The organism is Enterobacter cloacae complex sp. HYC003_NIDB, assembly GCF_056673375.1.
Map to the genome: position 1 here is coordinate 4,571,762 of NZ_CP114220.1, position 14,366 is coordinate 4,586,127.

Consider the following 14,366-nt stretch of genomic DNA (forward strand, 5'->3'; position numbering starts at 1 on the left):
ATGTTACGTATTGCCGACAAAGTCTTTGATTCACATCTGTTTACCGGAACCGGAAAATTCGCCTCCCCGCAGCTGATGGTGGATGCCATTCGTGAAAGCGGCAGCCAGCTGGTGACGCTGGCGATGAAGCGCGTGGATTTGCGTCAGCACAACGATGCCATACTTGCGCCGTTACTGGAGGCAGGCGTGACGCTCTTACCGAATACCTCCGGTGCGAAAACGGCCGAGGAAGCAATTTTCGCTGCGCAACTGGCGCGGGAAGCGCTCGGCACCCGCTGGCTGAAGCTGGAAATTCACCCGGACGCCCGCTGGCTGTTGCCCGATCCGATCGAAACCCTGAAAGCGGCAGAGAAGCTGGTGCAGCAGGGATTCACCGTTCTGCCCTACTGTGGTGCCGACCCCGTGCTCTGTAAGCGTCTGGAAGAGGTCGGCTGCGCGGCCGTAATGCCGCTGGGCGCCCCCATTGGCTCCAACCAGGGGCTGGAGACCCGCGCGATGCTGGAAATCATTATTGAGCAGGCGACCGTGCCGGTGGTGGTGGATGCGGGCATCGGCGTACCCAGTCACGCCGCGCAGGCGCTGGAGATGGGGGCCGATGCGGTGCTGGTCAATACCGCGATTGCGGTGGCCGACGACCCGGTGATGATGGCGCGTGCGTTCCGCCTTGCCGTGGAGTCCGGTCTGCTGGCTCGGCAGTCCGGCCCCGGCTCGCGCAGTGTTCAGGCGCAGGCCACCAGCCCGCTGACCGATTTTCTGGAGGCGCTCTGATGGCTACCTTTACCGATCGCTGGCGTCAGCTTAACTGGGACGATATTGCCTTACGCATCAACAGTAAAACCTCTGCGGACGTAGAGCGGGCATTAACAGCCAAACATTTGACGCGCGAGGATTTGATGGCCCTGCTTTCTCCGGCAGCCTGCGCGTACCTTGAACCGATGGCCCAGCGCGCGCAACGCCTCACCCGCCAGCGCTTTGGCAACACGGTGAGCTTTTACGTGCCGCTCTATCTTTCTAACCTGTGCGCCAACGATTGCACCTACTGTGGTTTCTCCATGAGCAACCGTATTAAGCGTAAAACGCTGGATGAGCATGAGATCGCCCGCGAGTGTGCGGCTATTCGTGAGATGGGTTTTGAACATCTCCTGCTGGTGACGGGTGAACATCAGGGCAAAGTGGGGATGGACTATTTTCGCCAGCATCTTCCGGCCATCCGCCGCGAATTTGCCTCGTTGCAAATGGAAGTGCAGCCTCTGTCGCAGGAGGAATATGCAGAGCTGAAAACCCTCGGGCTGGACGGCGTAATGGTTTATCAGGAAACCTACCATGAGGCGACCTATGCCCGGCATCACCTGAAAGGGAAGAAGCAGGATTTCATCTTCCGGCTGGAAACACCGGACAGGCTGGGGCGCGCCGGTATCGATAAAATTGGGCTGGGCGCGCTTATCGGTCTGTCCGACAGCTGGCGGGTGGACTGCTATATGGTGGCGGAGCATCTGCTGTGGCTACAGCAGCAGTACTGGCAAAGCCGCTATTCCATCTCTTTCCCGCGGCTGCGTCCCTGTACGGGAGGCGTTGAACCCGCCTCGCTGATGGATGAGCGCCAGCTGGTGCAAACCCTGTGTGCATTTCGCCTGTTCGCGCCGGAAGTGGAATTGTCGCTCTCCACGCGTGAATCCCCCGCGTTTCGCGATCGCGCGATCCCGCTGGCGATCAATAACGTCAGCGCCTTTTCCAAAACGCAGCCGGGCGGTTACGCGGACGATCACCCGGAACTGGAACAGTTTGCACCGCACGACGGCCGACGGCCCGAAGCGGTGGCGGAAGCCCTGACTGCACAGGGGCTACAGCCGGTGTGGAAAGACTGGGATAGCTGGCTGGGAAGAGCCTCGCATTAGCGCTGAAACTGTCTGCAAAAATGCGAAAAGGTTACGAGGCGGCTCGTAAGATCATAACCGGGCGATTGAGGCGATCTGCCCGGTTTTCTTATGCTTAACCACGTCAGCAACGGACGCTGACCAGGGTGAAAATGCTTCTTCCTCGTTTCGCCCTGCCCTCCGCCTCTTAAACAAAATTCAATTGATACAATAAATACGTCGTTTCTTATCTACGCTTAAGATAAATCATCTCGTCGGTAATCGCCTTCTGTATAATTTACTACCAGCAACCGGACAGCGACTATGCTGAGGGTATCGACAGACGCAACGCGTCTACCATCTGGATTGATGTACAACTCATGGCACTCCACAGTAAAAAGCTCTCTTTTACCCGGCCAATTATGGTCAGCTTCGCGGGGATACTGTTCAGTTTCGCGCTGATCGCCGTCCTGGTCGTCCTTTCACAGAGAAAGGATTTTCTTGAGGATTATCATAAGATTAATGGTAACTTCACCCATAATCTGGCGGTGAACTATACCGAATCCATCCTGCGAGAAAATGACTATATTCTTGGTCGCGCTGCGATGTACTTCGCCCGTAATGACAGAGTGAATCAGACAATAAATATCGATCCGACACACGGTTTGCAGATGTTGATGCATTTGCAGAACCTGATGCCGACGGTGTCGTCTATCTCTCTGGCGGACACAGAAGGGCGCCATCTGCGCGCGCCGGAAGTGCTGCCAACGGAGAAAAGTAAGTCGTTCGACGCCAGAACCCGCCCATGGTTTGTCGGGCAAGCGGAAGCCAGCAACTTTCCTCACTACACCCGCCCCTATCTGGACTATTTCACCCAACATCCTACTGTCACCCTCTATAAGCCGGTCATTTCACCTGAAGGCCGTCTGAAGGGCACGCTCGCTTTCCATCTTGATTTAACGTCCATGGGGTATACCCTGCGCCAGATGGTGGCGCCTGTTCAGGGTGAGTTTTTTGTCGTGGAGCGTGACGGCGCCGTTGTGCTGCATCCGGACACGGGGGCGCTCTTTAAGCAGTACGTAAGCGAAGCGCTGATGGACAAAATGACCAGCGGCGAAGGCCATCTTTTCGACCCCAAAAGTAAAACCTGGTATTACTACTACTCTTTCACCAATCCGGACTGGTTTGTGATTTATCGGGTCTCCGATGCCACGCTTACCGTCATCACCCGGCATGAAACCACCGTCGTCGGCTGGGGATTTGCGCTCGCGGCAATCATCATCATTTTGTTCGGGCTTTACCTTCGTCATGCCTCGCGTTCTGTGCTGATGAACATTATCAACGCCATCAAAACCGGCGACGTCAACCAGGCGCCACGCCTTGAGGCGATGCTCAGCCATACCATTCGAACCAATAAAGAACGCGAGCTGGCCTATGTCCGTCAGGCCACCCATGATGCGCTGACAGGTTGCAAAAATCGCCGTGCGTTCGATAACGATGTGGATGAGCTGCTGACCGCTCATCAACCCTTCGTTCTGGCGCTGATCGACATCGATAACTTCAAATCCATTAACGACACCTGGGGCCACCTGAGCGGGGATATTGTGCTGCGCAACGTGGCGCGGGAAGGTATTCAGATCATGCAGCCGCACCACGTTTCCGTTTACCGCTACGGTGGAGAAGAGTTCGGCGTGATATTCCCGGCCGAGCTGATGAACTCCGCGCACGCGCTACTGGAAGCCTGGCGCACCGCCGTTGAAAAGCGGACCTGGCGGGAAGAGAACCTGCGAGTGACCTTCAGCGCCGGGATGGGAGAGTGGCACTTCGAACCGCTGGAACAATTTATCGGTAGCGTAGATGAAGCGCTGTATACCGCTAAACAACAGGGTAAAAACCGCATCGTAAGCACGGCCAGCCGATAATACCCTTCCTCAAATTCTGCCCGATCTGACGGGCAGAATGCTCTCCGCTGTAAAATTGTAACCGGTTTCAGGAAAATGCCGATTTCTTTGTGATGCCTGACACACAATCGCGGTAAAGCGGTTGTTGAAGCGGTCTGCACGGGATAATTATCAATAAACACATGTAGATCGAGGCTGACTATGAAGAACATCGTTTTATGCTGTGCAGCGGGAATGTCAACCAGCATGCTGGTTCAACGTATGAAAGATGCCGCGCAGAAAAAAGGAGTCGAAGTAACCATTAAAGCCGTTCCGGTCGCGGAGTTTAAAGATAACATCGCGACGGCTGATATCGTATTACTGGGGCCACAGGTTAAATACGAACAGGCAAAACTCCAGGCGCAGGCCGATCCGCTCGGAAAAAAGGTTGCGGTCATCGACATGATGGATTACGGCATGATGAAAGGTGATGCCGTACTGGAAAAAGCGCTCAAACTTCTGGAGTCATAATGGAAGACTTAGAAACCACGATTATGGAACTGCTGGTCAACGCAGGCGCAGCGCGCAGCGCGGCCCTGACGGCGTTACAGATGGCGCGAAAAGGCGACTTTGATGAAGCCGAGAAAGCGATGGAAGAATCGCGTGAATATGTGAAACATGCGCATACGATCCAGACGCAGCTTATCGGTCTTGATGAAGGGACCGGGAAACTTCCGGTTAACCTGATCACCGTTCACTCTCAGGATCACCTGATGAACGCGATGGTTATTCAGGATCTGGCGGGCGATATGATTGAGCTTTATCGACGTATCCCGTTAGTGAACTGAAGACATACAGATGTAAAAAAACCCGCCGAGGCGGGTTTTTTATTGTCGGGTGGCGCTACGCTTACCCGACCTGTGATTCATATGCCCGGTAATTTTACCTACCGGGCATCAACGATTACTCGTTGTCGGAACCGCCCAGACCTGCGTTCAGCAGTTCTGCAAGGCTCGCGGATGCATCTTCGGCAGTCACCTGCGGTGCAGCTGGCAGTTCGCCCGCTGCGCGACGACGCATACGATCCTGGTGGTACGCATAACCGGTACCGGCCGGGATCAGACGACCCACGATAACGTTCTCTTTCAGACCGCGCAGTTCATCACGTTTACCTGCAACAGCCGCTTCGGTCAGGACACGAGTGGTTTCCTGGAACGATGCAGCAGAGATGAAGGACTCGGTTGCCAGAGACGCTTTGGTGATACCCAGCAGATCGCGTGCGAAGGTCGCACCGATTTTGCCGTTCGCTTCCAGATCGCGGTTAGCGATCTTAACGCGTGAGTATTCAACCTGCTCGCCTTCCAGGAAGTCGGAGCTGCCCGCGTTTTCGATGGTTGCTTTACGCAGCATCTGACGAACGATAACTTCAATGTGTTTATCGTTAATCTTAACGCCTTGCAGACGGTATACGTCCTGTACTTCGTTAACGATGTAACGGGTAACAGCATGCACACCACGCAGACGCAGGATGTCGTGCGGCGCTTCTGGACCATCGGAAACCACGTCACCACGTTCTACGCGTTCACCTTCGAACACGTTGAGCTGACGCCACTTAGGAATCATCTCTTCGTACGGCTCGCTGCCATCTACTGGCGTAATAACCAGGCGGCGCTTACCTTTGGTCTCTTTACCGAAGGAGATGATACCGCTGATTTCAGCCAGGATCGCAGGCTCTTTCGGACGACGTGCTTCGAACAGGTCCGCAACGCGTGGCAGACCACCGGTGATGTCCTTGGTACCGCCGGATTCCTGAGGAATACGCGCCAGGGTGTCACCAGAGCTGATCTGTACGCCATCTTCCAGCTGTACAATCGCTTTACCCGGCAGGAAGTACTGCGCAGGCATATCGGTACCAGGGATCAGAACGTCGTTACCCTGAGCATCAACGATTTTCAGTGCAGGACGCAGATCTTTACCGCCGGTAGTACGTTCAGCAGAATCCAGAACCACCAGAGAAGACAGACCGGTCAGCTCGTCGGTCTGACGAGTAATGGTCTGGCCGTCGATCATGTCAGTGAAGCGGATGAAACCACTTACTTCGGTGATAACCGGCATGGTGTGTGGATCCCAGTTTGCAACGGTTTCACCGCCAGCAACCTGCTCGCCATCACCTTTCGCCATAACCGCACCGTAAGGCACTTTATAGCTCTCTTTGGTACGACCGAATTCGTCGATCAGCTTCAGCTCGGTGTTACGGGAAGTGATAACCAGTTTACCGCTGGAGTTCACAACCGACTTCGCGTTGCTGAGCTTGATGCTACCTTTGTTTTTCACCTGGATGCTGGATTCAGCAGCCGCACGAGATGCCGCACCACCGATGTGGAACGTACGCATCGTCAGCTGTGTACCCGGCTCACCGATGGACTGTGCCGCGATAACGCCGATAGCCTCACCTTTGTTGATGATGTGGCCACGCGCCAGGTCACGACCGTAGCAGTGCGCACACACACCAAAGTCGGTGTCACAGGATACAACGGAACGCACTTTCACGGAGTCAACAGAGTTCGCTTCCAGCAGGTCACACCACTGTTCGTGCAGCAGGGTGTTGCGTGGAACCAGAATGTCTGCGGTGCCCGGCTTCAGAATGTCTTCCGCGGTCACACGACCCAGTACGCGATCGCGCAGCGGCTCTTTAACATCACCACCCTCGATAACCGGGGTCATGGTGATACCTTCGAGGGTGCCACAATCGTCTTCGGTGACGACCAGATCCTGCGCAACGTCAACCAGACGACGCGTCAGATAACCGGAGTTCGCCGTTTTCAGTGCGGTATCCGCCAGACCTTTACGCGCACCGTGCGTGGAGATGAAGTACTGGAGTACGTTCAGACCTTCACGGAAGTTCGCGGTGATTGGCGTTTCGATGATGGAGCCATCTGGCTTCGCCATCAGACCACGCATACCTGCCAGCTGACGAATCTGTGCCGCAGAACCACGCGCACCGGAGTCGGCCATCATGTAGATGCTGTTGAAGGAGACCTGCTGCTCTTCTACGCCGTCACGGTTAATCACGGTTTCGGTTTGCAGGTTATCCATCATCGCTTTAGATACACGATCGTTCGCCGCAGCCCAGATATCGATAACTTTGTTGTAACGTTCGCCTGCGGTTACCAGACCAGACTGGAACTGCTCCTGGATCTCAGCAACTTCAGCTTCCGCTTCAGAGATGATCTCGTGTTTCTTCTCTGGGATGACCATGTCATCGATACCAACAGATGCACCTGAACGCGCTGCATAAGCAAAGCCGGTGTACATTGTCTGGTCAGCGAAGATAACGGTCGGCTTCAGACCCAGAATGCGGTAACAGGTGTTCAGCATTTTGGAGATCGCTTTCTTGCCCAGCGCCTGGTTGACGATGGAGAAAGGCAGACCTTTCGGTACGATCATCCACAGAATGGCACGGCCAACGGTCGTGTCTTTCAGGCTGGTGTGCGCAACGAACTCGCCGTTTTCATCTTTTTCGTATTCGGTGATACGCACTTTAACGCGCGCATGCAGAGAGGCCAGGCCAGCGCGATAAATACGCTCAGCTTCTTTCGGGCCAGTCAGCACCATGCCTTCGCCTTTGGCGTTAACACAGTCACGGGTCATGTAGTACAGACCCAGTACAACGTCCTGAGAAGGAACGATGATAGGTTCACCGTTCGCTGGAGACAGGATGTTGTTGGTAGACATCATCAGCGCACGCGCTTCGAGCTGGGCTTCCAGCGTCAGCGGTACGTGAACAGCCATCTGGTCACCATCGAAGTCGGCGTTATAGGCCGCACAAACCAGCGGGTGCAGCTGGATCGCTTTACCTTCGATCAGGACTGGCTCAAAGGCCTGGATACCCAGACGGTGCAGAGTTGGTGCACGGTTCAGCAGTACCGGGTGTTCGCGGATCACTTCGTCCAGGATATCCCAAACGACAGCTTCTTCACGCTCAACCATTTTCTTCGCGGCTTTGATGGTGGTGGCGAGGCCACGCAGTTCCAGCTTGCCGTAGATGAACGGTTTGAACAGCTCCAGTGCCATTTTCTTCGGCAGACCGCACTGATGCAGACGCAGGTATGGACCTACGGTGATTACAGAACGACCGGAGTAGTCAACACGCTTACCGAGCAGGTTCTGACGGAAACGACCCTGCTTACCTTTGATCATGTCGGCCAAAGATTTCAGAGGACGTTTGTTAGAACCGGTGATCGCACGACCACGACGACCGTTATCCAACAGGGCATCGACTGCTTCCTGAAGCATACGTTTTTCGTTGCGTACGATGATGTCCGGCGCAGCCAGATCCAGCAGACGTTTCAGACGGTTGTTACGGTTGATCACGCGACGGTACAGATCGTTCAGATCCGACGTTGCGAAACGACCGCCATCCAGCGGAACCAGCGGACGCAGATCTGGCGGCAGAACCGGCAGAACGGTCAGGATCATCCACTCTGGTTTGTTACCAGACTGAACGAACGCTTCCAGCAGTTTGATACGCTTGGTCAGCTTTTTACGCTTGGTTTCGGAGTTGGTTTCGTTCAGCTCTTCGCGCAGAGTTTCACACTCTTGCTCCAGATCCATGCTCTTCAGCAGGGCCTGGATAGCTTCCGCACCCATCTTCGCGTCGAATTCGTCACCGAACTCTTCCAGCGCGTCCAGATACTGTTCTTCGGTCAGGATCTGGTTACGTTCCAGATTGGTCATCCCGCCTTCGATAACCACATAAGATTCGAAGTACAGAACACGTTCGATATCGCGCAGCGGCATATCCAGCAGCAGACCGATACGGGACGGCAGAGATTTCAGGAACCAGATGTGAGCGGTCGGAGACGCCAGCTCGATGTGGCCCATACGCTCACGGCGTACTTTGGTCTGGGTCACTTCAACGCCGCACTTCTCACAGATCACACCACGGTGTTTCAGGCGCTTGTACTTACCGCACAGGCACTCGTAATCTTTTACTGGCCCGAAAATACGCGCACAGAAAAGGCCGTCACGCTCAGGTTTGAACGTACGGTAGTTAATGGTTTCCGGCTTTTTAACTTCACCGAAAGACCATGAACGGATCATGTCTGGCGAAGCCAGAGCAATTTTGATCGCATCAAACTCTTCGGTTTTAGTTTGCGCTTTCAGAAACTTTAATAAGTCTTTCACGGATTTGCTCCCGTCGGAGTTAGCACACTCTGCTGTCGGGCGTTAACCCGACAGCAGTGACCTGTTTGAGCGAGAATTACTCGTCTTCCAGTTCGATGTTGATACCCAGCGAACGAATCTCTTTCAACAGTACGTTGAAGGATTCTGGCATGCCCGGTTCCATCTGATGGTTGCCGTCTACGATGTTCTTATACATCTTAGTACGACCGTTCACGTCATCAGACTTAACGGTGAGCATTTCCTGCAAGGTGTATGCTGCGCCGTATGCTTCCAGCGCCCACACTTCCATCTCCCCGAAGCGCTGACCACCGAACTGAGCCTTACCACCCAGCGGCTGCTGAGTAACCAGGCTGTAAGAACCGGTAGAACGAGCGTGCATCTTGTCGTCGACCAGGTGGTTCAGTTTCAGCATGTACATGTAACCTACGGTTACCGGACGCTCGAACTGTTCACCGGTACGGCCGTCAAACAGCGTAATCTGACCAGACGTTGGCAGACCACCCAGTTGCAGCAGCTCTTTAATTTCAGCTTCTTTTGCACCGTCGAATACCGGCGTTGCAATTGGCATACCTTTGCGCAGGTTCTCTGCCAGACGCAGCACTTCTTCATCGCTGAAGGTGTTCAGGTCGACTTTCTGACGAACGTCGGTACCCAGATCGTAGGCACGCTGGATGAACTCGCGCAGTTTCGCGACTTCCTGCTGCTGTTTCAGCATGGCGTTGATCTTATCGCCGATACCTTTCGCAGCCATACCCAGGTGGGTTTCCAGAATCTGACCGATGTTCATACGAGACGGTACGCCCAGTGGGTTCAGTACGATATCTACCGGCGTACCGTTAGCATCGTGCGGCATATCTTCGATCGGGTTGATCTTAGAGATAACACCCTTGTTACCGTGACGACCTGCCATCTTATCACCAGGCTGGATCTGACGTTTAACAGCCAGATACACCTTAACAATCTTCAGCACGCCTGGTGCCAGATCGTCGCCCTGAGTGATTTTGCGGCGTTTCGCTTCGAGTTTTTTCTCGAACTCGTGTTTCAGTTCGTCATACTGCTCAGCCAGCTGTTCCAGCTGATTCTGTTTCTCTTCGTCGGTCAGGCCCAGTTCCAGCCAGCGATCGCGTGGCAGTTTGTCGAGCTTCTCAGCTTCAACGCCACCGGCAACCAGCACCGCATAGATACGGCTGAACAGACCTGCTTCGAGGATTTGCAGTTCTTCAGACAGGTCTTTCTTAGCCTGTTTGAGCTGCATCTCTTCGATTTCCAGCGCACGCTTATCTTTCTCAACGCCGTCACGGGTGAAGACCTGAACGTCGATAACCGTACCGGAAACACCGTTTGGTACGCGCAGAGAAGAGTCTTTAACGTCAGACGCTTTCTCACCGAAGATAGCACGCAGCAGTTTCTCTTCTGGCGTCAGCTGGGTTTCGCCTTTCGGCGTGACCTTACCAACCAGAATGTCACCGCCGGTCACTTCCGCACCGATGTAAACAATACCGGATTCATCCAGTTTAGAGAGCGCAGCTTCACCCACGTTCGGGATGTCAGCGGTGATCTCTTCTGGCCCCAGCTTGGTGTCACGGGACACACATGCCAGTTCCTGAATGTGGATGGTGGTGAAACGATCTTCCTGAACCACACGCTCGGAGACGAGGATGGAGTCTTCGAAGTTGTAACCGTTCCACGGCATGAACGCTACGCGCATGTTCTGACCGAGCGCCAGTTCACCGAGGTCGGTGGACGGACCGTCTGCCAGCACGTCGCCGCGCTCAACTGGCTCACCCAGAGACACACATGGCATCTGGTTGATACAGGTGTTCTGGTTAGAACGGGTGTATTTGGTCAGGTTGTAGATGTCGATACCCGCTTCGCCCGGATACATCTCGTCTTCGTTAACTTTGATAACGATACGGGATGCGTCAACGTACTGAACGGTACCGCCACGCTTAGCAACTGCTGTAACACCAGAGTCAACGGCAACAGCACGTTCCATACCGGTACCAACCAGCGGCTTATCAGCACGCAGAGTTGGAACAGCCTGACGTTGCATGTTCGCACCCATCAATGCACGGTTGGCGTCATCGTGTTCCAGGAACGGGATCAGGGACGCACCGACGGATACCACCTGCTGGGTGGATACGTCCATGTAGTCAACCTGGTCGCGGCTGAACAAGCTGGATTCGCCTTTGCTACGGCAGGTAACCAGATCTTCTACAAAGTGGCCTTCGTCATCCAGGTTGGAGTTCGCCTGAGCGATAACGTAGTTGCCTTCTTCGATAGCAGACAGGTAATGAATTTCGTCAGTAACAACACCGTCGGTCACTTTACGATACGGGGTCTCGAGGAAACCGTATTCGTTCGTCTGTGCGTACACGGACAGGGAGTTGATCAGACCGATGTTTGGACCTTCAGGCGTTTCGATTGGACATACGCGACCGTAGTGAGTCGGGTGTACGTCTCGAACTTCAAAGCCTGCGCGTTCACGGGTCAGACCGCCTGGGCCGAGTGCGGAGATACGACGTTTGTGCGTGATCTCAGACAGCGGGTTGTTCTGGTCCATGAACTGAGACAGCTGGCTGGAACCGAAGAACTCTTTCACTGCCGCAGAAATCGGCTTCGCGTTAATCATATCCTGAGGCATCAGGGTATCCAGATCGCCCAGAGACAGACGCTCTTTCACCGCACGCTCTACACGTACCAGGCCAACGCGGAACTGGTTTTCCGCCATTTCGCCTACGGAACGGATACGACGGTTGCCGAGGTGGTCGATATCGTCCACTTCGCCTTTACCGTTACGGATATCGATGAGCTTCTTCATCACTTCAATGATGTCGTCTTTGCTCAGGATACCGGAACCTTCGATCTCGTCGCGCAGCAGAGAACGGTTGAACTTCATACGACCAACCGCGGACAGATCGTAGCGGTCTTCGGAGAAGAACAGGTTCTCGAACAGGCTTTCAGCCGCTTCGCGAGTTGGTGGCTCACCAGGACGCATCATGCGGTAGATTTCGACCAGCGCGCTCAGACGATCGTTGGTTGGGTCGACGCGTACAGTCTCAGAGATGTACGGACCGTGGTCCAGATCGTTGGTGAACAGCGTTTCGATACGTTTGTGGCCAGACTGGCTCAGCTTAGCCAGCAGATCCAGGCTCAGCTCCATGTTCGCCGGGCAGATCAGCTCGCCAGTTGATTCATCAACGTAATCTTTCGCGGCTACTTTTCCTGCAATGTATTCAACCGGAACTTCGATGTGTTTGATATCATCTTTTTCCAGCTGGCGGATGTGGCGCGCGGTGATACGGCGACCTTTTTCCACATACACTTTGCCGTCGGCTTCGATGTCGAACGACGCGGTCTCACCACGCAGACGTTCCGGCACCAACTCCATCTGCAACTTGTTGTCGCGGATTTCAAAGATCACTTTCTCAAAGAACAGGTCCAGGATCTGCTCAGTGGTATAGTTCAGTGCACGCAGAATGATGGTTGCAGGCAGCTTACGACGACGGTCGATACGGACAAACAGGTTGTCTTTTGGATCGAATTCGAAGTCCAGCCATGAACCACGGTAAGGAATGATGCGTGCGTTATACAGTACTTTACCGGAAGAGTGCGTTTTACCTTTATCGCTGTCGAAGAAGACACCCGGGCTACGGTGCAGCTGGGAAACGATAACACGCTCAGTACCGTTGATAACGAAAGTACCGTTGTCCGTCATGAGTGGAATTTCACCCATGTAGACTTCTTGTTCTTTAATGTCTTTTACGGTGCCTTCCGGCGCTTCGCGCTCGTAGATCACCAGACGCAGTTTTACGCGCAGCGGTGCGGAATAGGTCACGCCACGGATCTGACATTCCTGAACGTCAAACACCGGTTCGCCAAGGCGGTAGCTGACGTACTGCAGCTCGGAATTACCGCTGTAGCTCTGAATCGGGAACACGGAACGGAAGGCTGCTTCCAGGCCGTACTGCCCTTCAGGATCTTGCTCGATAAACTTCTGGAACGAGTCAAGCTGGATAGAAAGGAGATATGGAATGTCCAGAACTTGTGGACGTTTACCAAAATCCTTACGAATACGTTTTTTCTCGGTATAGGAGTAAACCATAGGGTTCCTCAGCTCGCTGACAAGTCGACCCATCTGTCCGACGAAGGGACAGTTTGTGCAACACCATTTTGTGGACCGGAAAATTGAATACTTTCCGCAATACCTGTTGCTATCACGCTTAAACCATTTCATTGCGATTTACACAGAGCGAGCACCCTGTCGCAGTATATTAAGTCGTCGATAGAAACAAGCATTGTCAGGACAACCAGCAGTCAAACAGTGTGAAATGCTGCTGATGCCTTACAGCGCAAAAAGGCTGGTGACTAAAAAGTCACCAGCCATCAGCCTAATTGCTTAGGCTGCAACCAGAAAAGTTGGCTTATTTAACTTCAACTTCAGCGCCAGCTTCTTCCAGAGATTTTTTCAGTGCTTCTGCGTCGTCTTTGCTCACGCCTTCTTTCAGCGCAGCTGGAGCAGATTCTACCAGGTCTTTAGCTTCTTTCAGACCCAGGCCAGTTGCGCCACGTACTGCTTTGATTACAGCAACTTTGTTCGCGCCAGCAGCTTTCAGAATTACGTCGAATTCAGTTTTTTCTTCAGCAGATTCAGCCGGGCCCGCAGCTACAGCTACAGCAGCAGCAGCAGAAACACCGAATTTTTCTTCCATTGCAGAAACCAGCTCTACAACGTCCATTACGGACATAGCTGCTACTGCTTCAATGATTTGATCTTTAGTGATAGACATTTAAATTGTTCCTGAAAATCAGAATAAGTTTATACGTAAGCAAATGCTTTATAAAGATAACTGCGATTAAGCAGCTTCTTTCGCATCGCGTACAGCAGCCAGAGTGCGAACCAGTTTGCCAGCCGCAGCTTCTTTCATGGTTGCCATCAGGCGTGCAATTGCTTCTTCGTAGGTCGGCAGGGTTGCCAGGCGATCGATTTGCGATGCCGGGATCAACTCGCCTTCAAAGGCTGCAGCTTTGACCTCAAATTTTGCATTCGCTTTCGCGAACTCTTTGAACAGACGAGCAGCAGCGCCCGGGTGTTCCATAGAGTATGCAATCAGGGTCGGACCAACAAACGTGTCTTTCAGGCACTCGAACTGAGTACCTTCAACTACGCGACGCAGCAGGGTGTTACGAACAACACGCATGTATACGCCAGCTTCACGACCTGCTTTACGCAGTTCAGTCATTTTGTCTACAGTAACGCCACGGGAATCCGCAACTACTGCAGACAGCGCGCCTTTGGCTACTTCGCTGACTTCAGCAACAATCGCTTGTTTGTCTTGAAGATTTAAAGCCATTAGCTTTGCTCCTGGATGTTTGCCGGAACTCATGTTCCGGAACTCACTTCACTCGACCCAACGGGAAGAGCGTCTTAATACGGTGAGCAGAA

General features: G+C 53.6%; 9 protein-coding genes. 5 read left to right on the forward strand and 4 right to left on the reverse strand.

Annotated features, from left to right (window positions below):
• The 5 genes from thiG (at position 1) to O1722_RS21900 (ending at position 4,581) form a co-directional block, all read left to right on the forward strand.
• Entirely contained in the window at positions 1-768 is a 768-nt protein-coding gene (gene thiG, locus O1722_RS21880) for a thiazole synthase (RefSeq protein WP_023302917.1), read from the forward strand.
• Positions 768-1,895 (forward strand): 2-iminoacetate synthase ThiH, encoded by a 1,128-nt coding sequence (gene thiH, locus O1722_RS21885; RefSeq protein ID WP_032672128.1) that lies wholly within the window; start codon positions 768-770, stop codon positions 1,893-1,895. The genes thiG and thiH overlap by 1 nt, the downstream gene beginning before the upstream one ends.
• Before the next feature lie 338 nt (positions 1,896-2,233).
• On the forward strand, positions 2,234-3,775 hold the full coding sequence (locus tag O1722_RS21890) for a sensor domain-containing diguanylate cyclase (protein ID WP_015569974.1): 1,542 nt from the start codon (positions 2,234-2,236) through the stop codon (positions 3,773-3,775).
• A 180-nt stretch (positions 3,776-3,955) separates the two neighbouring features.
• Positions 3,956-4,264 (forward strand): PTS sugar transporter subunit IIB, encoded by a 309-nt coding sequence (locus tag O1722_RS21895; RefSeq protein ID WP_010425948.1) that lies wholly within the window; start codon positions 3,956-3,958, stop codon positions 4,262-4,264.
• Positions 4,264-4,581 (forward strand): PTS lactose/cellobiose transporter subunit IIA, encoded by a 318-nt coding sequence (locus tag O1722_RS21900; RefSeq protein ID WP_003862327.1) that lies wholly within the window; start codon positions 4,264-4,266, stop codon positions 4,579-4,581. The genes O1722_RS21895 and O1722_RS21900 overlap by 1 nt, the downstream gene beginning before the upstream one ends.
• A 115-nt stretch (positions 4,582-4,696) precedes the next feature.
• Here O1722_RS21900 and rpoC read toward each other — a convergent pair whose 3' ends face one another.
• The 4 genes from rpoC to rplJ all read right to left on the reverse strand — a co-directional run bounded on the left by rpoC (position 4,697) and on the right by rplJ (position 14,274).
• The gene (gene rpoC / locus O1722_RS21905) at positions 4,697-8,920 is read right to left on the reverse strand and encodes a DNA-directed RNA polymerase subunit beta' (RefSeq protein WP_017384083.1); all 4,224 of its coding nucleotides are present in this window, start codon (positions 8,918-8,920) and stop codon (positions 4,697-4,699) included.
• Positions 8,921-8,996: 76 nt separating this feature from the next.
• Entirely contained in the window at positions 8,997-13,025 is a 4,029-nt protein-coding gene (gene rpoB / locus O1722_RS21910) for a DNA-directed RNA polymerase subunit beta (RefSeq protein WP_015569976.1), read from the reverse strand.
• A 319-nt stretch (positions 13,026-13,344) separates the two neighbouring features.
• Positions 13,345-13,710, reverse strand: coding sequence for a 50S ribosomal protein L7/L12 (rplL, locus tag O1722_RS21915; protein ID WP_479954395.1), 366 nt, complete (start codon positions 13,708-13,710; stop codon positions 13,345-13,347).
• Between the two features lie 66 nt (positions 13,711-13,776).
• Complete coding sequence (gene rplJ, locus O1722_RS21920; protein ID WP_003862338.1) at positions 13,777-14,274, reverse strand: 50S ribosomal protein L10; 498 nt, start codon at positions 14,272-14,274, stop codon at positions 13,777-13,779.
• Positions 14,275-14,366: the final 92 nt, after the last annotated feature.

Excerpts from the sequence above, each read along its gene's own strand:
- thiG (WP_023302917.1), top strand. The coding sequence starts at position 1 with ATGTTACGTATTGCCGACAAAGTCTTTGATTCACATCTGTTTACCGGA.
- thiH (WP_032672128.1), top strand. The coding sequence starts at position 768 with ATGGCTACCTTTACCGATCGCTGGCGTCAGCTTAACTGGGACGATATT.
- O1722_RS21890 (WP_015569974.1), top strand. The coding sequence starts at position 2,234 with ATGGCACTCCACAGTAAAAAGCTCTCTTTTACCCGGCCAATTATGGTC.
- O1722_RS21895 (WP_010425948.1), top strand. The coding sequence starts at position 3,956 with ATGAAGAACATCGTTTTATGCTGTGCAGCGGGAATGTCAACCAGCATG.
- O1722_RS21900 (WP_003862327.1), top strand. The coding sequence starts at position 4,264 with ATGGAAGACTTAGAAACCACGATTATGGAACTGCTGGTCAACGCAGGC.
- rpoB (WP_015569976.1), bottom strand. The coding sequence starts at position 13,025 with ATGGTTTACTCCTATACCGAGAAAAAACGTATTCGTAAGGATTTTGGT.
- rplL (WP_479954395.1), bottom strand. The coding sequence starts at position 13,710 with ATGTCTATCACTAAAGATCAAATCATTGAAGCAGTAGCAGCTATGTCC.
- rplJ (WP_003862338.1), bottom strand. The coding sequence starts at position 14,274 with ATGGCTTTAAATCTTCAAGACAAACAAGCGATTGTTGCTGAAGTCAGC.